Source organism: Halorubellus litoreus (assembly GCF_037081675.1).
Lineage (GTDB): Archaea > Halobacteriota > Halobacteria > Halobacteriales > Natrialbaceae > Halorubellus > Halorubellus litoreus.
Window position 1 is genome coordinate 517,693 of the sequence record NZ_JAZAQL010000003.1, and the last position, 19,142, is coordinate 536,834.

Annotated in this window: 17 protein-coding genes; 8 read left to right on the forward strand and 9 right to left on the reverse strand. The window is 64.7% G+C overall.

Annotated features, from left to right (window positions below):
- The first annotated feature begins 75 nt into the window (after nucleotides 1-75).
- The 3 genes from VYJ16_RS17285 (at nucleotide 76) to VYJ16_RS17295 (ending at nucleotide 2,667) form a co-directional block, all read left to right on the forward strand.
- Nucleotides 76-1,335, forward strand: a complete 1,260-nt coding sequence (locus tag VYJ16_RS17285; protein ID WP_336351557.1) for a tyrosine-type recombinase/integrase — start codon at nucleotides 76-78, stop codon at nucleotides 1,333-1,335.
- A gap of 3 nt (nucleotides 1,336-1,338) precedes the next feature.
- Nucleotides 1,339-2,361: a calcium/sodium antiporter gene (locus VYJ16_RS17290; protein ID WP_336351558.1), complete on the forward strand. Its 1,023-nt coding sequence runs from the start codon at nucleotides 1,339-1,341 to the stop codon at nucleotides 2,359-2,361.
- 108 nt (nucleotides 2,362-2,469) lie between these two features.
- Entirely contained in the window at nucleotides 2,470-2,667 is a 198-nt protein-coding gene (locus VYJ16_RS17295; RefSeq protein WP_336351559.1) for a hypothetical protein, read from the forward strand.
- Between the two features lie 138 nt (nucleotides 2,668-2,805).
- Here VYJ16_RS17295 and VYJ16_RS17300 read toward each other — a convergent pair whose 3' ends face one another.
- The 4 genes from VYJ16_RS17300 to VYJ16_RS17315 form a co-directional block, all read right to left on the reverse strand.
- Nucleotides 2,806-3,384 carry a VIT1/CCC1 transporter family protein gene (locus VYJ16_RS17300; RefSeq protein ID WP_336351560.1) on the reverse strand — a complete coding sequence of 193 codons (579 nt, stop codon included), beginning with the start codon at nucleotides 3,382-3,384 and terminating at the stop codon, nucleotides 2,806-2,808.
- 4 nt (nucleotides 3,385-3,388) lie between these two features.
- Nucleotides 3,389-3,682, reverse strand: coding sequence for a DUF211 domain-containing protein (locus VYJ16_RS17305; protein WP_336351561.1), 294 nt, complete (start codon nucleotides 3,680-3,682; stop codon nucleotides 3,389-3,391).
- Nucleotides 3,683-3,779: 97 nt separating this feature from the next.
- Entirely contained in the window at nucleotides 3,780-4,271 is a 492-nt protein-coding gene (locus tag VYJ16_RS17310) for a hypothetical protein (protein WP_336351562.1), read from the reverse strand.
- A gap of 81 nt (nucleotides 4,272-4,352) precedes the next feature.
- Nucleotides 4,353-5,126 (reverse strand): helix-turn-helix transcriptional regulator, encoded by a 774-nt coding sequence (locus tag VYJ16_RS17315; protein WP_336351563.1) that lies wholly within the window; start codon nucleotides 5,124-5,126, stop codon nucleotides 4,353-4,355.
- A gap of 251 nt (nucleotides 5,127-5,377) precedes the next feature.
- Here VYJ16_RS17315 and VYJ16_RS17320 point away from each other — a divergent pair, with 251 nt between their 5' ends.
- Nucleotides 5,378-8,752 (forward strand): PKD domain-containing protein, encoded by a 3,375-nt coding sequence (locus VYJ16_RS17320; protein WP_336351564.1) that lies wholly within the window; start codon nucleotides 5,378-5,380, stop codon nucleotides 8,750-8,752.
- 56 nt (nucleotides 8,753-8,808) lie between these two features.
- Here the strand turns inward: VYJ16_RS17320 and VYJ16_RS17325 are convergent, their stop codons facing one another.
- Nucleotides 8,809-9,006: a hypothetical protein gene (locus VYJ16_RS17325; RefSeq protein ID WP_336351565.1), complete on the reverse strand. Its 198-nt coding sequence runs from the start codon at nucleotides 9,004-9,006 to the stop codon at nucleotides 8,809-8,811.
- A gap of 65 nt (nucleotides 9,007-9,071) precedes the next feature.
- Entirely contained in the window at nucleotides 9,072-11,402 is a 2,331-nt protein-coding gene (locus tag VYJ16_RS17330; RefSeq protein WP_336351665.1) for a DEAD/DEAH box helicase, read from the reverse strand.
- A gap of 127 nt (nucleotides 11,403-11,529) precedes the next feature.
- Between VYJ16_RS17330 and VYJ16_RS17335 the strand changes: the two genes are divergently transcribed.
- From VYJ16_RS17335 to VYJ16_RS17345, 3 genes are all read left to right on the forward strand, one after another.
- Nucleotides 11,530-12,690, forward strand: coding sequence for an AI-2E family transporter (locus VYJ16_RS17335; RefSeq protein ID WP_336351566.1), 1,161 nt, complete (start codon nucleotides 11,530-11,532; stop codon nucleotides 12,688-12,690).
- A 688-nt stretch (nucleotides 12,691-13,378) separates the two neighbouring features.
- Nucleotides 13,379-14,203: a hypothetical protein gene (locus VYJ16_RS17340; RefSeq protein WP_336351567.1), complete on the forward strand. Its 825-nt coding sequence runs from the start codon at nucleotides 13,379-13,381 to the stop codon at nucleotides 14,201-14,203.
- Complete coding sequence (locus tag VYJ16_RS17345) at nucleotides 14,203-15,351, forward strand: hypothetical protein (protein WP_336351568.1); 1,149 nt, start codon at nucleotides 14,203-14,205, stop codon at nucleotides 15,349-15,351. The genes VYJ16_RS17340 and VYJ16_RS17345 overlap by 1 nt, the downstream gene beginning before the upstream one ends.
- A gap of 303 nt (nucleotides 15,352-15,654) precedes the next feature.
- Here VYJ16_RS17345 and VYJ16_RS17350 read toward each other — a convergent pair whose 3' ends face one another.
- Nucleotides 15,655-16,788 (reverse strand): site-2 protease family protein, encoded by a 1,134-nt coding sequence (locus VYJ16_RS17350; RefSeq protein ID WP_336351569.1) that lies wholly within the window; start codon nucleotides 16,786-16,788, stop codon nucleotides 15,655-15,657.
- Between the two features lie 117 nt (nucleotides 16,789-16,905).
- Between VYJ16_RS17350 and VYJ16_RS17355 the strand changes: the two genes are divergently transcribed.
- Nucleotides 16,906-17,922 (forward strand): DHH family phosphoesterase, encoded by a 1,017-nt coding sequence (locus VYJ16_RS17355; RefSeq protein ID WP_336351570.1) that lies wholly within the window; start codon nucleotides 16,906-16,908, stop codon nucleotides 17,920-17,922.
- A 55-nt stretch (nucleotides 17,923-17,977) separates the two neighbouring features.
- Here VYJ16_RS17355 and VYJ16_RS17360 read toward each other — a convergent pair whose 3' ends face one another.
- Both VYJ16_RS17360 and VYJ16_RS17365 read right to left on the reverse strand, forming a co-directional pair.
- A complete protein-coding gene (locus VYJ16_RS17360; protein WP_336351571.1) occupies nucleotides 17,978-18,268 on the reverse strand; it encodes a HalOD1 output domain-containing protein in 291 nt (96 codons plus the stop codon).
- Between the two features lie 237 nt (nucleotides 18,269-18,505).
- Complete coding sequence (locus VYJ16_RS17365; RefSeq protein ID WP_336351572.1) at nucleotides 18,506-18,994, reverse strand: HTH domain-containing protein; 489 nt, start codon at nucleotides 18,992-18,994, stop codon at nucleotides 18,506-18,508.
- Nucleotides 18,995-19,142 lie beyond the last annotated feature (148 nt).

The following is a 19,142-nucleotide window of genomic DNA, read 5'->3' on the forward strand; positions in this document are numbered from 1 at the left end:
AAGCGTCACGGAACGGGGGGCGGGTTCCGACGAGAGGTGGTTTCTTGAGGTCGGGGGGCGACGGTCCCCGTAACGATGGGCGACGACGGGACGGCGACGCCACTGGAGGACGCGATGGCGGCGCGCGTTCGACGACTGGAAGCCGGGAACTACCGCCGGAACAACGAGCTCGTGCTCGACGCGTTCGTCGCGTTCCAGCGAGCGCGCGGCGTGGAGACGCTCGAATCGGTCTCGGCGACGGACTGTCGCCGGTACGCACAGCACCTCGCGGACCGCGTGCGCGACGACGACCTGGCGGCGAGCAGCGCGAACACGTACTACGACGTCGTCCGCGCGTTCCTCGGGTGGTGCGTTCGCGACGGCCGCATCCCGGAGAACCCCGCCGACACGCTCCGGGCGACGGAGGACCTCCCGACCGACTCCGGGGACGCGGACCGCCAGTACTGGTGGCCGGAGGAGCGCGAGGCGATGTTCGCGGCGCTGGACGCGACCGTCGACGAAGCGAACGACGCCGCGGGAGATGCCGCCGGGACCGACGGTGCGAGGCGCGCGACGTGGGACCAGTTGAAGGCCCACCGCGACCGAGCGTTGTTCTACACGCTCGGGCTCTCCGGTGCACGCGGCGCGGAGGTCCTCCGCGACCCCGACGACGAACGCCGGAACGGCATCACGTGGGGTGACGTGGACTTCGACGCCGGCGTCGTCCGCGTGTTCGGGAAGACCCGCGAACACCAGACGATGCAGGTGATGACGCCGGCACTGGAGCGCCTGGAACGCTTCCGTGCGCTGCTCGCCCCCTCGAGTCCGGACTGGCCGGTGTTCGTCTCGCTGCATCGACCGTCGCTATACGCGACCCTCCGCGAGGAACTCGGCGAGCGCGGCTGGCGCGAGGAGCGCATCGAGGAGCGTCTCGACGCCGACGGCCCGCTCGCGCTCGCGCGCGACGAGGACGTGACGCCACGCGCAATCTCCCTCCAGGGCGCGCGGTCGATGATGCAGCGTCGCTGCGAGACCGCGGACGTCCACGTCGACGGCGAGTACCTCAAACCCCACGGCGGGCGACGCGGCCTCGGCCACCAACTGTACTCGGAGAAGGCCGAACTCGCCCAGGAGGTCCTCCGCCACGAGAGCGTGACGACCACGCACGAGAGCTACCGCGAAGTGCAAGCCGAACAGCTCCGGGAGGACGCCGAAGCCGTCCTCTACGGGGCCGGAACTGCTAGCCAGTCCGACACGGGAACTGACAGTCGTTCCGGCGAGGGAACTGACAGCCGGACCGACACGGGAACTGACAGCCGGACTGACACGGGAACTGACAGCCGGACCGACGACTGACCGATGGTGGACTTCGCCGCTACCGCCGTCGTCTTCGTCGTTTCGCTCGCCGTCCTCCTCTACGCGTCGGCCGTCTTCACGAGCACCATCGAACGCATCGGGCTGGCGCTCGGCGTGTCGCCGTTCGTCGTCGGCGCGACCGTGGTCTCCGCGGGGACGACCCTCCCCGAACTCGCGTCGTCGACGTTCGGCGTCCTCGCTGGCGAATCCGCGATCGTGGTCGGGAACGTCGTCGGGTCGAACGTCGCGAACATCTTCCTCGTCCTCGGGCTCGCCGCCGCACTCGGTGGCGGCATCACGATCGACCGAGAACTCGTGCGGGTCGACCTCCCGCTCCTCGTCGCCTCGGCCGCGTTCGTCCTGTTCACGACGTGGGACGGGACGTTCGCGTGGTACGAAGGCGCGCTCGCGCTCGCCGGCCTCGTCGTCTACGTGACGTACACGCTTCAGGAACCCCGCCGGCTCGAGGAGACCGTCGAGGACGTCCTCGAGGGACAGGTCGGCGCGCCCGTGGACGTCGACCCGACCGCCGACCCCACCGAACCGGATTCCGCGACCGCTGTCGCCGCCGACGTCTCGATCAGCGCACGAACCGTCCTCACGTCGGTCGCGGCGCTCGCGCTCGTGATCGCGAGCGCGAACTTCCTCGTGCAAGCCGTCCTCGACCTCGCCGCGTCCACTGGCGTCGCGACCGAGGTCGTCGCCATCACCGCGATCGCGATCGGGACGTCCCTCCCCGAGATCGCGGTCGGTGCGGCCGCAGTCCGCCAGGACACGCCGGGGCTCGCCGTCGGGAACGTCCTCGGCGCGAACGTCTTCAACGCGTTCTGGGTGATGGGCGTCCCGAGCTTCCTCGGCCCGCTGTCGGTCTCGACGAGTCTGCGCGCGTACGCGCTCCCCGCGATGCTCGTAGCGACGCTCCTCTACTTCTTCATCACCCAGGATCGCGTCATCACGCGCTACGACGGGTTCGCGCTCCTCCTCCTGTACGCCGTGTTCGTCGTGAATCTCTTCTCGTTCACGTGACCACGGCCGGGAGTCCTCGCTCGACGAGGCACGGCACTATCCGTCGCTGTTCCTCGGTATCCGTCACTAACCGGCTAGTTTATGTTTCTTAGCGACAATCGAACGAGAATGCAACCCCGGTGTCGTTCGCGAACGCCCTCGCCCTCGCGGCGACTGATCGTCCTCTGTCTCGCCGTCTGGTTCGGCGTCCTCGGCGCGTACCTGGGCGGCGCACTCCCGTTGTCCGTGCCGGAGCTGAGCTCGTTCACGGTCGCGTCGACCGTCGTCTTCTCGGGGCTCGCCGTCGCGTACGAGCTCGGATACTGACGTCCACGCCACCGACGTCCCGATGTCAGCAATCGACCGCACCGACGTCCCGATGTCAGCAATCGACCGCACCGACGTTCCGGTGTCACCGGTCGACCGCACCGACGACGTTCCCCCGGAACGAACGGATGACGCCGATCACGCGCCGAGCAAGATGTTGAGTGCGGCGACGACGACGCCTGCCAGTCCCATGCGGGCGCCGGCGACGACCCACGATTGCTCGGAGAGCGACCCGAGGTACGCGCCGAACGTGAACAGGAGCGAGACGCCGAGCGCGACCGCGAGCGCGGTCGCGGCGACAGGGGTGAACGTCTCGTCGGGAGCCAGGAACGGGAGGAGTGGGACGAACACGCCCACTATCGGGCCGATACCGCTCATCGTCGCACTCACCGCTCGCGCCGTCCGGTTCCGGCGGGCGATGGCGGTGTCGTCGAGGTCTCGAAGCATCGCCGCCTCCACGCGCAACCGGTCGGCTCTGGTCTCCGCGCGCTCTATCTCCCAGACGCTCCACACGCCGGACGTGCCGAGACCGACGGCGCCCCCTGCACCGATCGCGAACACGGTCGCGCCGTCGGTGATACCGGAGAGGTACGCGCCGACGACGACGCCGACGCTCGTCAACGTCCCGTCGAACCCGTTCGAGACGAAGTACCGGCGGGAGAGCGCTCGGACGCCCTCGTCGGCGAGCACGGCCCGCAGGCGCTTTCTGCGTGACATCCGACTATCGGGGGTCCTGTGGCGTCTCGCTCTGCTCGACGAATTCGTCGCCCATCACGACCTCGTCGATCGAGTGCACGGTCCCGCCGAGGTCGTCGATGGCGGCTTCGACCGCGTCGTCCGCGATCGCCTGCCCTTCGACGGTGAATTTGACGTTCTGGACCTCGCGGTCGGTCTCGACGAGAACGGCGTTGACGCCCGCGACCCCTTCGCAGCGCGCGGCCGCGGCGGCGAACTCGCGGATGTCCGGGTCGTGGGGCTTGAGGACGTCGAGAACCAGCCGTTTCAGTTCGACCATGACGGCGGTACGACCACGGCCCGTTTCAAGCTATGGCTTGGGTCGGCATCCATTCTGGGGGAGTCGGTCACGCGTCGGGCGCGGTGGTCGTTGCTCGTCAGCGCGCGGCGACCGTGCGGGCGAGCGCCGCGGTCAATAGTGCGACCGTCGGGACGAGGAAGAACCAGCCGATGCTGAACACGCCGATGACGGTCACGATACCGCAGAGGACGGTCGCCGCCCACGTCACACCGATTCGTCCGGTCCACGCGCTCGTGGCGCCGACGCCGACGAGGGCGAGGAGTGCGACCGACCAGAAGAACAGCACGGGTGCGTTCCCGCCGGCTCCGAACAGGTAGTCGATGCCGGCCGTGCAACCCTGCGAGACCGTCGTCGTCCCGGCGCTGGTCGAGGTCCTGGACGTCCAACAGCTGACCGGGCCGAACGCGCCGAGCATGTAGAGCGCGCCACCGACGCCTGCGACAGCGGCGACGCCGGCGCTCGCTCTCGCCAGTCGGGCGAGCGACCCGCGCTTCGAGTCGCTTCCCTCGCCGTCGTCGTGCCGCGTCGAGCGGTCTGCCTGCGCGTCGTGGTTGGAGGGAGCCGTCATACCTCGACGGACGACCGGGCGGGAGTTTACGATATCGTCCGTCGCTCGCGACAGCGACTGTCGTGGGTGTGCCTCCGTCGGTCAGGGTCGCACGCGTTCGCCGCGGTCGCGGTGGCGTTCGTAGCGGTCGGTCGCCCAGGCGCGCACGCGGTCGTCGGTCGAGTCGACGCAGGCGGCGAGCTGGCCGTCGTCGCCGTACGCGCAGAGGAGGACGCGGTCGTCGGCGAGCGTCACGCCGACGTCCACGTCGATGGGCGTCCTGTAGAGGTCGAGGACGCCGAGGCCGAGGACGGCACGGAACTCGATGGGGTTCTCGTTGCGCGCTCGCTCGACGGTCCCGGTCGGGAGGACCAGTTCGGTGTGCACGCCTTCGGTCGCGAGTCGGGCGTGCGCGTCGTGATAGAGTCGACTGAGGACGGGCGAGAGCATTCGAACGCGGTCGGTGTCGAGCGCGCGGACGCGGTCGACGTAGAACCCGACTGGCGCCTGGGGGTCCTCTCGCGTGGCGGTTCGGACGGTCGCGTCGTCGAGCCACGCGGGGTCCAGGTCGGCCGCGTCAGTCGGAAGGGCCGCGTACACCGACTCGAGTCGTTCGATATTGTCGAGTTCGGAGAGGTAGTTGGCGTGCGTTCGAGCGACGACCGTGCCCGTGGTGGTGAGGTGGTACGCGCCGTCGTGCTTCTCCACCCAGCCGCGGTCGTCGAACGCGGCGAGGTGCCGCTGGACTGTTCGACGGGAGGCGTCGACGGTGTCGGCGAGCGCGGCGGGTGCAGCGGGGGCGTCTCTGAGCGCCGCGAGCACGCGCCAGCGCTCCGGTGCTCCGGCGAGGAACGTCGCGTCGTCGAGGGCGGTCACGGTCTCGGTGGTTTCGCGCCCAGCATCATGGCGCTTTCGTCGACAGGTCGCTGACCGTCCCAAGCCGGGTTCGTATAAATAAATCGAACAGAGTTGTCTGAGAGAATGGACGAATCGCCCGAATTAAAAATAGTGGCATTCGGTCCTCTAAGCGGCGAAAACAAGCGGACGGGTTTTAGCATATACAACCTTCGGCCGTCTACCTATCGTTTGGCCGTAAGGAATTAAGTAGTGTGTGGCAACAGTTCACTATGGTTGGGGAAGCAGATAGCAAGCGGAAACTCTCCGCGCTCTTCGGCGTCCTCGTCATGGTGCTGTCCGTGACGAGCGGGTCCGTCGGCGCGGAGACGCTCTCGGGTGGGACCGCACAAGCGGGGAACGTCGGCACGTCACCAGGCGTCCTCGTCAACGACGCAACGATCTACAACGGGACCGACTCCACAGTCGAAGTCGCGTACGACGTCGGCGGTCACGACCCCTCGAACCTGGAAGTCATCCTCCTGGACGGGTCAGACTCCCAGATAGACTCCAACGCGTCGCTCTCGGGAAGCAGCGGCGTGGTTGAGCTGACCATCCCCGCTGGCGAGAACGCCGACTTCACTGCCGACGCGTTCCTCTTCAACACGTCATCCGGGCAGATGGTCAAGAACACCTTCGACAGCGCGTCGATAACCGTCACCGACACGAAGTACGCGCCGTGGGTGAACCAGGCGGACACGAGCCACGACCCGACGACGGACACGACGCTCTCCGTCACCTACAACGCGACCGGAAAAGTGACTGCTGCTGGCGACGTCGCGGTCGTCCTCAAAGACAGCACGGGCACGACCGTCGCCGCGAACGCGTCGCTCGACGCGACCGAAGGCGTCGCCGAGGTCACCATCCCCGGCGGCACGTTCAACGCCGACGAGTCGATGACGGTCCTGCTCAACGACACGAACAAGGGTATGACCCTCGCGTTCGACCAGTTCGGCCTCACGGCAGCCAGTTCTGACACGGCGGCGCCGAGCATCTCGAACGTCACGTTCCAGAACGCGAGCGGGTACATGTACGTCACGTTCGACTCGAACGAGACGCTCGGTTCGAACGCGGCCGACGTCCTCGTCGAGGTGACGGGTCCGAACGGCACCACGTACGCGTTCGACCGCACGCAGTTCACCACGTCCGGCACTGGACCGTACACGTACGAGATCTCTGTGGGCCAGCAGTTCACGGACGGCTCTGGGACGTACACCACTGAGGTACGCGACGCCGTAGATGCCGCCGGGAACAACGGTGGGACGAACGGCGGCGGAAGTGGCCTCACTGCCACGGTGACCGCGAGCGGGAACGGCGGTGGCGGCGGTGGCGGCGGTGGTGGCTCGGACACGGCTGCGCCGAACGTCACGAGCGTCGACGTCTCGAAGAACTTCGACGGGAACCTCAGCGTGACGTTCCTCTCGAACGAATCCCTCGGCTCGAACGCTGGCGACCTCTCGGTGACGGTCGACGGCCCGCAGACGACGGCCGTCTACACGTTCGACCGGTCGCAGTTCAACGAGCGTTCGACGTTCTCGGGCTACGAGTACACCCTGAGCGCCGACCAGAGCTTCTCGGACGGCGACGGGTACTACAACGCGACGGTCGACGTCGCGAAGGACGCCGCCGGGAACGACGCCGGTGGCACGTACCTGAACGACTCGTTCCTGTTCATCGACCCGATGGTGAACAGTTCCTCGGTCAGCATCGTCTCCGGACCCGGCGACGAGGGGAAGATCGGCCTGAACGCGTTCTACGCGAGCGGCCTCCTCCAGATCCAGGTGAAGAACGACAGTCACGGCTACGAGCTGGAGGACGCTGGACTGACGAAGGACACGGAACTCCAGATGACTGTCGAGGTGAAGAGCAAGAAGCCGCGGGCGCTCATCGGGAACGGCCGGAGCGTCAACTGGACGCGCACGCAGAACGAGGACGGGAACTGGACGATAACCATCACGGGGACGCCCTCGGAGACGGACTACTACTTCCCGTACCCGGAGGAGTGGACTGGTAACCTGCGGGCGACGACGCACCGGAACGTCTCGATGACGTTCGCGTCGGACACGCTCTCGACGTTCCCCGCGGAACGACGCGACAGCTTGAGCGGTATCGTCTTCATGACGGACGCGCAGTCGTTCGCGCCGCCGAAGTACAACGACTCCGGCGCGAACCCGAAGATCGAGTTCGACGTGAGCGCCCCGCACTTCAACGAGAGCGGCCAGCTGAACTACGGGTTCGCGGAGGTGTACCTCCCGCAGTCGCTCCTCGATTACTGGGGTGTCACCGGGAGCGCCATCGAGGGACAGTACAACGGGCAGTCGCGGTCGACGACGCTCACGAACGTTCCGGGCGGCGGCGTGCAGGCGTCCGTGGACGTCCACTACTCGAGCGGAACGGCCGCGTTCACGGTCGATTCGACGGCGCCGGCGGCGGAGGCCGGGAGCGACGTGACCGCCGAAGCGGGCAGCAGCGTCGACTTCGATGGGACGAGTTCGACCGACAACAAGGAGATCGATACGTACGAGTGGGACTTCGACGGTGACGGGCAGACGGACGCGACCGGTGCGACGCCGTCGACGACGTTCCTGTCGACGGGCACGCACACGGTCGAGCTGACGGTGACGGACACCGCCGGGAACACGGCGACGGACACGTTGACGGTGACGGTGGAGGACACGACGGCGCCGACGGCGAACGTCGGGTCGGACCGGACGGTCGAAGCGGGGGATGCCGTGAACTTCGACGCGAGCGGGTCGACGGACGTCGTCGGTGTGACGTCCTACGAGTGGGACTTCGACGGTGACGGGCAGACGGACGCGACCGGTGCGACGCCGTCGAAGACGTGGACGTCGACGGGGTCGAAGACGGCGACGGTCACGGTCGCTGACGCCGCCGGGAACGAGGCGACCGCGTCGGTGACGGTGACGGTGGCGGACACGACGGCGCCGACGGCGAGCGTCGGGTCGGACCGCTCCATCACGGTCGGTGACTCGGTGACGTTCGACGCGACCGGGTCGATGGACGTCGTCGGTGTGACGTCCTACGAGTGGGACTTCGACGGCGACGGGCAGACGGACGCGACGGGCGCGACCCCCACGCGTACGTTCGACAGCACGGGGACGTTCACGGTCACGTTCACGGCGTCGGACGCCGCCGGGAACACCGATACCGCGACGCTCTCCGTCGACGTCAGCGGCGACGGCGACTCGGGTGGGTCGGACGGGTCGGACGGGTCGGATGGTTCCCAGACGACGACGGAACCGACGACGACCGAGCCGACGACGACGGAGTCGACGACGACGGAGTCGACGACGACGACGGCGGAACCGTCGACGCCGACGGAGACGAGCGTGCCCGAGACCGAGGACGGCTCGACGACGGCCGCGCCCACCGACGCGTCGGACGACGACGGGTCGACGACCGCGAGCGGCGGTGACGGCGCGACGACGGCGTCGGGTGAGGACGGTGCGGCGTCCACGCGAGAGCAGGTCGACACCGCGAGCGAGTCCGCGGCCGGGTCGGGTGGCTCGCCCGGGTTCGGTGTCGTCGTGGCGTTCGTCGCGCTGATGGGGGCGGCGCTCCTCGCGCGACACCGGCGGACGAACTGAGCGACGCGGGAACGACCGTGCTCGAGTCGACGCGGGAACGACCGTGGCGCGATGGGTCAGGCGGTCGCGGTGTCGTTCTGCTCCATCGCTTTGCCGATGACGTACGGCGTGACCACTGCGTCGAGGACGGCTATCCCGTACAGGAGGTACCGGATGGGGGGCTCGAAGAAGAGCGTGCCGACGACGGCGACGATGATCGCGCCACCGACACCCACTCCGTACCGGAACAGCTCGGGGGCCAGGGAATCGCTCATACCGGGCGACTTCTGGCTGATGGTTGATAAATCAACTTGGTTTCGCTTCGCTCCCGGTGGAAACCTCACTGGACGGCGTCGGTGAGTGCGTCGAGCAGGTGCATCGCGCCGGCTTTGTCCAGTGGGTCGTTCGCGTTCCCGCAGTGCGGGCTCTGCACGCACGCCGGGCAGCCGTCCTCGCACGAGCACGCGTCGAGCATGTCGAGCGTGCGCGCCGAGAGCGCGTGGACGTCGTCGTACGCGGTCTTCGACAGGCCGACGCCGCCGGGGTGGCCGTCGTAGACGAACACCGTCGGCGCGCCCGTGTGCGGGTGGAGGGGCGTCGACAACCCGCCGATGTCGCGACGGTCGCAGAGCACGGTGGTCGGGAACATCGATATCTGGGCGTGCTCGGCGGCGTGGATGGCGCCCGGGAAGTCGAACTCCTGGGTGATCGTCGTCTGGACGTCGCTCGGGACCGTGTAGTAGAGCGCGCGCGTCTCGAGGGTCGTCTCGGGGAGGTCGAGCGGAACTTCGCCGAGTGTCTCGCCGGACTGGGCGTCCTTGCGCTCGTAGCCCGTGATCTGCTTCCGCATCCGAACGCGGGCGAACCGACAGGGGACGTCCTCGCGCGCGAACGGCGCGGTCTCGTCGAGGTCCTCGTGGACCTCGATGGTCTTCTCGTGGAGCGTTCGCGTGTAGTAGTCCGCCCACGTCGGGCTGCAGACCGCGACGTCCCGGTCGAGGTCGAGGTCGCGGACCTCGTACTTCTCGCCCTGGTGGTAGTAGACTGCGCCCTCGTGGGCGTCCCGCAAGGCGTCCGCGAACGAGAGCGTCGCGAACACGTCGTTGCTTCGCTCGTCGACGAGGTCGACCTCGCGGTCGTCGACGGTCCTGAGGCTCGTCTCGTGCTGGGGGCTCCCCCCTCCCGAGTAGGTCCAGCGCGTCCCGCGGTCGGTGTCGCGGCGTTCGAGCGTCCCGTCGCGAACGAGGCCGCTGACGATACCGTCGAGCGGCTCGCCGAAGTATCCGCGGTCGCGCTCGGAGAGCCAGTTCTCCTGTGCGGCGCTCGCGACGTGCGCGGGCAGCAACTGGTCGTTCTCCGGGTTCGAGACCGCGCGCTCTGGCGGTGCGTCGAACAGACTCGCGGGGTCACCCATCACGTACTGGTCGAGCTGGTCCTCGCCGGCGACGAGACAGACGAGCGCCGGGTCCTCGCCGCGTCCGGCGCGGCCCGCGCGCTGGAACGTCGACATGCGCGTTCCGGGGTAGCCGTCGAGTATCACGGCGTCCAGGCCGCCGACGTCGACGCCGAGTTCGAGCGCGCTCGTCGACCACACGCCGACGAGGTCGCCGTCGTGCAGGCGCGATTCGATGTCCTCGCGCTTCCCGTCGCGCAGGGCGGCCTGGTACGCGGCGACGTGCTCTCCCTTGTCGGTCTCGCCGCGCTTCCGGAGTTCGGTCGCGCACTCCTGGGCGTACCGTTCGGCGATCTGCCTCGAACCCGTGAAGACGACCGTCTGGAGGTCGCGCTGCACGAGGTCGCAGAACAGGTTCTTGGCTTCCACGTGCGGCGACCGCCTGCGGCCGCCGTCGTCGCCCCAGCCGTCGTCCGCGTCGTACTCGGGCGGGTTCCAGAGCAGCCAGCGTCGCGGCCCGGTCGCGCTCTCGTCCTCGTCGACGAGAGCGAACCCGGATTCGTCGCGCCCGACAACGGTCGCGGCGTGCTCGACGGGGTTCCCGATGGTCGCGGAACAGCAGACGAACTCGGGGTCGGCGTCGAACCGGTCGCAGAGCCGCTGGAGGCGACGCATCACGAGCGCGACGTGACTCCCGAACACGCCGCGGTACGCGTGCACCTCGTCTATCACGACGGTCTCCAGGCGCTCGAAGAACCACTGCCAGAGCCGATGGGCGTGCGGGAGGATGCCGTAGTGGAGCATGTCCGGCGTCGTCGCGAGCACCGTCGGTTGGCGGTCCCGGACCGCGCGCTTCTCGGTCTGCGAGAGCTGCCCGGTGTACTGCGCGACGTTCACGCCGCTCCCGAAGGGCAGGCCGGCCGCGAGGTCGCTCATCGTCTCGGTCTGGTCGTTGATGAGCGCGACCTGCGGCGCGACGTACAGCGTCGTCGCGCGGTCGTCCAGCGCGCGCTCGAACGCCGGGATCGTGTACGCGAGGCTCTTCCCGCTCGCCGTCGGCGTCGCGAGCACGACGTCGTCACCGCGGCGGACCGCCTCCACGGCGCGCGCCTGATGCCCGTAGACGTCCTCGATGCCCGCACCGAGGAGGGCGCTCGCGACGCGCGGGTCGACGTCGACGTCCGCGAACGTCGCCTCTCGACCGGGCGTCGTCCGCTCGTACACCACCTGCCCGTCGTAGTACGGTCGCGACCGGAGCCACTCCACGACCGAATCCATCGGCGCTGTCACTACCCCAGCCTTGGCGTCCGTCGGTGAAAACCACTCGGTGCCGACGCGTGCAGCGACGGCGCGGAACCGAGCGGGACCCCATCGTTCTAAGATGCCTGCCGTGGTAGGAGCGGACATGTCTTGGCTCGATGACAGACGACATCGGCTCGGTCTCGTCTTCCTCGTCGTCTCCATCGTCTCCCTGTACGTCCTCTGGCAGATCGTGTGGACGGTGTTCTTCGCGCTGACGTTCGTGTACGTCCTCCAGCCCTGGCGCGGCCAACTCGTCGACCGCGGCCTCCGGCCGCGACTCGCTGCCGCCGTCCTCACGGTCGTCGCGTTCTTCGGCGTCCTCGGGCTGTTCGTTCCGGTCCTGCTCGTCATCTACCAGCGACGCAAACCCATCCTGGACTTCTTCCGGAACGCGCCCGAGGTCATGGAACTCGCGTTCGGCGGATTCACGTACACGGTCGAACTCCAGTCGCTCGTCCCGGTCGTCCGCGAAACGCTCTCCTCGGTCGCCGTCGGCGTCGCCAGTGCCGCGCCCGTGCTCGCGATGAAGGTGTTCCTGTTCGTGTTCCTCGTGTACGCGCTCCTCTACAAGCCCGGTGGCGTGCGGTCGCTGGTCTTCCGGACCGTCGACGGCGAGGTCCAGGAGGAACTCCTCGCGTACCACGACCGCGTCCGCGAGACGCTCTACGGCCTGTACTTCGTGCAGGCGGCGACGGGCGTCCTGACCTTCCTCATCGCGCTCCCCGTGTTCGCCATCGCGGGGTACGGCGCGTTCTTCTCGCTCGCGGTCATCGCCGGCATCTTCCAGTTCGTCCCCGTGCTCGGGCCGTCCGTCGTTATCGTCGCGCTCGCGGGCGTGGAGGCCGCTGGCGGGAACGTCCCGCAGGCGGTGCTCGTTCTCGTCCTCGGATTGACGCTCGTCGCGTTCCTCCCGGACGCCGTCCTCCGGCCGCGCCTCGCGAAGTACAGCGCGGGAATGCCGGCGAGCCTGTACTTCGTCGGGTTCGTCGGCGGCGTGTTCACGGTCGGCCCCATCGGCATCATCGCCGGGCCGCTCGCGCTCAGTCTCCTCGTCGAGACCTTCGAACTCGTCGCCGACGGCGTCGAGGAACGCTCGCCCCTCCAGCTCGAAGCGGGTGACCCAGCGCCGGACGATGACACCAACCCAGGAACCACCGACGACACCGACACGAACGAACCACAGCTCGGCGACGACGCCGACCCCGTCAGTGACGGCGGCACCGACGAAGAAGTCGACACGGACGAGACGGCATCTGGGTCGTGAGGCCTGGAGAGGACACACAAATTCCGGGCAGTGTGCTCGAACGGTTCTCGCCCGGTAACCTGCCTGCCTGCGCCGCACTTTTCGTCAGTAGCGAAATCGTGCAGCTGGTGGAACTCACCATCCACCCCCACCCGATGCGCACACGAATGACACCAGAAGTGGTTATTCGTCGGCTCCCATGATCGATGCCCGTTCGGGCAACACTACCGCCACCGGTCCAACTCGTCGTCAATGTTGACCTCAATTCCCATCTGCGAACAGGGCTTCGAGGGGGTACTTAAAGAGCTATTTTCTTACCCGGAGTGAAAGTGAAAGGTGTAACCCAGACGGTGGCCTATTTCGCTGCATCACGGTCATGTTTTGAGTCACCGAATAGTTATGACAGTCGCGAACAAAGCGTGAGTCATAAGACTCCTCCGCCAGAGGACCAGAGGTACATACAATGACTCGATCGGTGAAAATGGCCGCGAGGACTCTACCAGAGCTGTTGGATATTGCGTCCGAGAGAGTCTATTCAGATAATCGGAACAATTTCCGAGCGATTTGTCTTACCTCAGATCTTTCTTTAGAAGACCTAGCGGATTTGTTCGGACGTTCCTTCGAGGTCTCGGAGCAAGGGGAATTCTACAGGCTCCATCAATCCTACACACGCTACAGGAAAGAGTTTGAGGTCTATTTTTATTTGTACATGGAGGAGGAAACCGAGACGCCGATTTTATTCACTCTAAACTCTTCCGAGGACTTTAGGCGGACAGCAAAACCCGCTATTGTGTCTACTGAAGGAGTCTACCATCTTTGGATTCCTCCTGAGAAAATTGACACTATCATGGAAGATATTCTCAGTGTTGACGGGAGTCGGCTTACAAAATTTATTGCTGAAAAGCTGAGCAGTGAACGGCGTTTCCAGAAGGAACGGAGACCGGAGTTTGAACGACGTCAAGAGTACAAAGGTGAAGACGCCGCTCAGACGCTTGACGAAGCACGGATGGAATACGGGGTGACGCCAAAGAAATTACAGTTTGAAATTCCCTCGCTCGCCGATTTTGGATTCGGAGAAGAAGGCGAGTTCGTTATGAAAGGTGGTGACGCTAGCTACTTCTTCAACGACATTGTCAAGGAATTTGCCTTGAAGCGGGTAAAACGTATGAACGAGCAGATTCAGTCGACGAAGCTGGATCTAGTCAAGGAGGACGAACTCGAGAGGATTGATAAGCAATCACTTGAAATTCAGTTGTCTAATGCGTTGGAGTATGAGGATCGAGAAGACTTCATAAGCGAACTTGAAGATGGGCAGTTCTACCCATACGAAATCAACACCGAGAGGGGGAGTCTACTATTGACTGGAAGACTAATTGATGAACAAAACGGTGGGATGTTGTCCCTCACTACGGATGGGAAGAAGCTGACAATCCTTCCGAAACATAATTCGAGGTTTGACTCCATCCTACGGTTCTATCGTTTTCTCGTTGAGAACGTTGATCCAAGCGCCTCAGTCCAAGAACTCGCCAACTAATGACTGAAAATCTTAAGAAGCGGAGAAACCGTCTACCTGAGGAAGCTGTTGAAGAGTTGGATAGTTCACTCGAAACGAAAAGATCTGAACTAAAACGAGAGTTAAAAGAAGAGTATCTGGATAAGATTTCCAACATAATATCCGAAGATCGAGAAGAAACAGATGATTTTAACGTGGTTATTTCGGCATTCCAAGACCGGGAGGATATTGATTATTCCTTTATCAGAACGGAGCCTCTGTTCCATCAAAAAGAGAACAATTTAGACATTCTAATCGCCTCTGAAGATTCAGAGGTTCTTGTTTTTGTAGAGTGTGAGCGGCGACTTACTACCCATCTTGAAAAGAAACTTAAAAATTATCAAGAGAAAAAAGAAGTCATTGAGCAGAATCTCCCTGATGATCTTGACGTAGCATCTTATCTTGAGCGAATGGTTGGTTGGGAAGCCTCAGAGATGGACTTCGTGATGTCGTCAAGACAGCTTCCAGAATATAAAATTCAGCAGAAGGTAGAGGAACTCGGAATTAACCTCATCGGGTGGAGTTTAGCAACTCATGGATCGGACTGTATGATCTATCATCAAATGTTCAAGCATGAGAAGACTGCCCCATTTAATGGTCACTCGGATGATCAACTTTCAAGATACATTTCCAATACGCTTCAAAGCGGTGTGGAATATCAGGAGTATGTGGACTTCACTTATTCATCCAGCAGCATTCTGAAAATTCAGGATATGATTCTAACCTTGGTTAACCGGCACCATCGCCAAGGCAATGATGTCTTCAATTATTCTGACTGGAAGAGTCTGTTTAAAATGGAGCTTTCCAATTACCTGCCGGAAGAACGTAAGACACTGTACCTGAGCTTCTTGGACCGGGCGATTGATTACAATTTAATTTCGAGGGAAGAGAATAGCGGCGATCGCCTTTCGGACGGCCACCGGGCGATCTTCAAAGCACATAAGAATCAAAAAAAGTTAATCAATGAAATCCGCGAAAAGATGGCTGAAACAGAATTGCAAGATGATCTGCAGTCTCGTCTAGAGGAATATGAATCTCAGAAGCTAACTCAATTGGAACGCGAATATGCGACCGGTGGGACTACTCTATCTGACTTCGTTGAGGAAGACTCTGAGTCAGATTCCAGTTAACTGAACCCAATCATTAGCGTCAAGTTGAGATATTTGGGTAAACAGCTCGAAATTTCTTAGCTCAGCTCCAATGTTAGAACCCCCAATTTCGTATCCGCCCTCCCCGGTTTGACCTCATATAAACACGATAGAGAGTTGTTAACTGCTTCTCGTGTTCACGAATGAAGCCTAGGGAGCTACGAGATCGCGTGTTCAGTAACTGCTGACGCTCTTCAACCGATTGACGTAAAATGGGTTACGTGTTTCTCGCTATCTCGAGCGTGGTTCCGGTGTTCGTGTTCGTGGAACCGTATCGACCGGCGTTCACTGCGCGAACCGGTCGCGCTGGCTGAGGCCGGTGAGTTCCAGCAGGGAGGCGAAGTCCTCGCGTTCGACGATGCCGACGACGTCGGTGCCGTCGGTGACGAACGCATATTCGACCTTGTCCATCTCGCGGAGGGCGTCGAACGCGGGCGTGGTGAGGTCGACGGTGGGGAGGTCGGTGGTGGCGACGTCGCCGACGAGCGTCCCCGTGTCGCGACCGTGCTCGCGGAGGGCGTCGAGGCCGACGAGGCCGATGACGCGGCCGCCCCGGTCGCGGACGACGTGGTGGTCGACGCGGTCGTCGAGGACGCGCTGCGCGAACGCGTCGAGCGTGACGTCGGCGTCGACGGTCGGGCGGTCGCGGTCGACGACGTCCTTGACGAGGAACCCGTCGAGCATCCCTTCGAGCGCGACGACGCGGCTCTCGCCGTTCGCGGCGCTGTACACGAACAGCGCGAGCAGGAGGAGCATCGGTGCGCCACCGAAGAGCCCGACGAGTGCGAAGAGGATCGCGAACATGACGCCGACGCGCGCCGCGATTCGCGTCGCGTCCACGTACGGACGAGACCGTGCGAGGAACGCGCGGAGGACGCGCCCGCCGTCCATCGGGAACGCCGGCAGGAGGTTGAACACGGTGAGCGTGACGTTCGTGATTGCGAGGAATCCGAGGACGAACACGACGCTCGGCGCGGACGCTGGCACGACGAACAGCGCTGCGTAGCACGCGATGCCCGTGACGACGCTCGCCGCGGGGCCGGCGAGCGCGATGACGAGTTCTCGTCCCGGTTCCTTCGGGAGGCGTTCGAGGCTCGCGAGCCCGCCGAGGATCCAGAGCGTGATGGCGCTCGTCTCGATGCCGTACCGGCGCGCGGCCGCGGCGTGCCCGAGTTCGTGGACCGTGACGCTCGCGAACAACCCGATGGCGGCGAGCGCCCCGAGCACGAACCCGTTGTTGCCGGCTTGCAGCGTCTCGACGTCCAGCGGTACGCCTGAGACGACCTCGACGAGACCCGCGTAGAGCTCTATCTGTCCAGTTCCGCCGATGATCCACGCGAGCACGGGGAGGAACACCACGAGGGAGATGTTCACCTTGATCGGGATCCCCCAGACGGTGGCCACCCGGTAGTTGTACATAGCTGCCCGGATGGCCGCCACGGGTATAAAAAGCCGCCCCGACGGTGCGCCTCCGGAGCGGCGAGCGGGCGCACGAATCGCCCCTAGGTCCTTGTGTCACCACGTCGACTGGCCGGTATGGACGCGCGCGCCCTGTTCGACCTGCTCGCGGACGGCGACACCCTCACGGTCGTCTGCCACAACAACCCGGACCCGGACTGTCTCGCGAGCGCACTCGCGCTCGGCCGCATCGCCGTCGCGGCCGGCATCGACGAGTACGACATCTACTACAGCGGCGAGATAAGCCACCAGCAGAACCGCGCGTTCGTGAACTTGCTCGACATCGACCTGTCGCGGTTCGACGAGGCGGCGGTCCGCGACCGCGAGCCCGGTGACCTGCTCGCGTTCGTCGACCACTCGAAGCCGGGCGCGAACAACGAGGTCCCCGAAGACGTCTCCGTCGACGTCGTCCTCGACCATCATCCGGCCGACGACGTCCAGGCGCGGTTCGTCGACCACCGCGAGGACGTCGGCGCGACCGCCACCATCCTCACAGGGTACGTGCGCGAGCTCGACGTCGAGGTGGACGAGACCCTCGCCACCGCGCTCCTGTTCGCGATCCGCCGGGAGACCCTCGGGTTCCTGCGTGGCGTCACCGTCGCGGAGTACGACGCCGCCGGCTACCTCCACGACCGCATCGACGAGGACCTCCTGCATCGCCTCTCCGTGCCCTCGATCAGTAGTGCGACCGTCGACGCTATCGCCGACGCGATAGCGAACCGGAGCGTCCGCGGGTCGCTGCTCGTCTCGCACGTCGGGCGGACGAGCGAGCGCGACGCGCTCCCGCAGGCCGCGGACTACCTCGTGACGCTCGAAGGCGTCGACACCGCCATCGTGTTCGGGATCGTCGACGACGACATCCACCTCAGCGCGCGTACCACGGACGCTCGCGTGAACGTCGGCGAGGTGCTCGCGGCCGCGTTCGCGGACGTCGGGAGCGCGGGCGGACACAGCGAGATGGCCGGTGGCGAGATACCGCTCGGTATCTTCGCTGACTACGGCGACGACGGCCCGCCGCTCGTCGACATCGTCGAGCGCGTCGTCACCGCACGGCTGTACGAGGCGTTGAACGTCGACGAGGAAGACGAACGGTGAACCGAAAGGATGGCTCCCCGGGTCGACGACCGACGGAGCGCCGGATGCACTGGGGCTACTTCGGGTCGATGACGACGTGGCCGTCCCGGCCGAGGCGAACGCTGGCGTTCGCGTACTCGAACTCGATGGTGACCGGGGCGACGTGAGCGCTGGTGAGGATGGATTCGAGTCCGTCGACGTCGACTGCGTTCTGCAAGGGTTCGAGGTCCAGTGCATCACAGCACATGACGTTCGCGACCGCCTCCACGACGACGATGCCGGGACCTGGGACCGAATGCCAGTCACACTCCATGTGGTACCGGCCGTCGTCGGGGTCGAACGTTGGTGTCACGTCGTACTGGGTCATTAGAGGATACCTGAGAGTCGTGTTACCGTCCTATACGGTCTGCACTGATATATCTATATCCGTAGTCCTGCGGGAACGCGAGTGGTCGTTCGATATCCGGTTCTGCCGGGGACGGCTGTGGTCGCTCGTCATCTCGCGTCGTGACCGCCGTTGGAGTGGCCTGTATCGATCCACTCCCCGTCGTCGCGACCTGACGGGGTCACGAACTGGCGCAGTCGTCTTCACGAACTGCCTCGTTCAGGTACTTGCGCGGGCGCGTTGCGCGCTCACGGTGCGTTCCAGGTCGTCGATGCAATCCGTGACGGTGTACGTCGTGTCTGTCTCCACGTCCGTCGAAGGCGCCACCTCGACGAGGGTGCCGTCCGCGTACACCGCGACGCACAGTACGGGGAACGTGATGATTTCGTAGCTGTCGTCGGAGACCATCGACGAGACCGTTCGCGTCCCGAACGCTGGTTCGAGCGTGCGGTCGTGCTCGCGCGCCCACGTCCAGAACCGCGAGTACGTCGCGCGGGCTTCCTCGCACCAGTCGTCGTCTGCTTCGGGCATGAGTTCGTGCGCCCACGCCTGCCGGTGCACGCGGTCGACGTTCCCCGTCTCGGCGATCGATTCGAGCCGACCGATGACGTGTCGTTGTTGCTCGTGTGTGCCGTGCATCGACGCGCAGTGGAAGACGTCGACGTGGACGTCGTCCGCGTTCGAAATGTCTGTGTGCTCTATGACCATGGTTCGTGTAGTCCACCGCGGGTCGCGAACCCCACCGGGAATCGGTCCCGTCGTCGCGCGCCGCGTGCGGCGTCTGTGGAGAGTCAAGCGGGCGACGGGCAAGGTTATACGCGTAGTATCCGCGAGTAATCTTTCAAGAGGTTTCGCG

Coding starts and splice junctions, on each gene's coding strand:
- VYJ16_RS17285 (WP_336351557.1), top strand. CDS start 76: ATGGGCGACGACGGGACGGCGACGCCACTGGAGGACGCGATGGCGGCG.
- VYJ16_RS17290 (WP_336351558.1), top strand. CDS start 1,339: ATGGTGGACTTCGCCGCTACCGCCGTCGTCTTCGTCGTTTCGCTCGCC.
- VYJ16_RS17295 (WP_336351559.1), top strand. CDS start 2,470: ATGCAACCCCGGTGTCGTTCGCGAACGCCCTCGCCCTCGCGGCGACTG.
- VYJ16_RS17300 (WP_336351560.1), bottom strand. CDS start 3,384: ATGTCACGCAGAAAGCGCCTGCGGGCCGTGCTCGCCGACGAGGGCGTC.
- VYJ16_RS17305 (WP_336351561.1), bottom strand. CDS start 3,682: ATGGTCGAACTGAAACGGCTGGTTCTCGACGTCCTCAAGCCCCACGAC.
- VYJ16_RS17310 (WP_336351562.1), bottom strand. CDS start 4,271: ATGACGGCTCCCTCCAACCACGACGCGCAGGCAGACCGCTCGACGCGG.
- VYJ16_RS17320 (WP_336351564.1), top strand. CDS start 5,378: ATGGTTGGGGAAGCAGATAGCAAGCGGAAACTCTCCGCGCTCTTCGGC.
- VYJ16_RS17325 (WP_336351565.1), bottom strand. CDS start 9,006: ATGAGCGATTCCCTGGCCCCCGAGCTGTTCCGGTACGGAGTGGGTGTC.
- VYJ16_RS17330 (WP_336351665.1), bottom strand. CDS start 11,402: ATGGATTCGGTCGTGGAGTGGCTCCGGTCGCGACCGTACTACGACGGG.
- VYJ16_RS17335 (WP_336351566.1), top strand. CDS start 11,530: ATGTCTTGGCTCGATGACAGACGACATCGGCTCGGTCTCGTCTTCCTC.
- VYJ16_RS17340 (WP_336351567.1), top strand. CDS start 13,379: ATGGAGGAGGAAACCGAGACGCCGATTTTATTCACTCTAAACTCTTCC.
- VYJ16_RS17345 (WP_336351568.1), top strand. CDS start 14,203: ATGACTGAAAATCTTAAGAAGCGGAGAAACCGTCTACCTGAGGAAGCT.
- VYJ16_RS17350 (WP_336351569.1), bottom strand. CDS start 16,788: ATGTACAACTACCGGGTGGCCACCGTCTGGGGGATCCCGATCAAGGTG.
- VYJ16_RS17355 (WP_336351570.1), top strand. CDS start 16,906: ATGGACGCGCGCGCCCTGTTCGACCTGCTCGCGGACGGCGACACCCTC.
- VYJ16_RS17360 (WP_336351571.1), bottom strand. CDS start 18,268: ATGACCCAGTACGACGTGACACCAACGTTCGACCCCGACGACGGCCGG.
- VYJ16_RS17365 (WP_336351572.1), bottom strand. CDS start 18,994: ATGGTCATAGAGCACACAGACATTTCGAACGCGGACGACGTCCACGTC.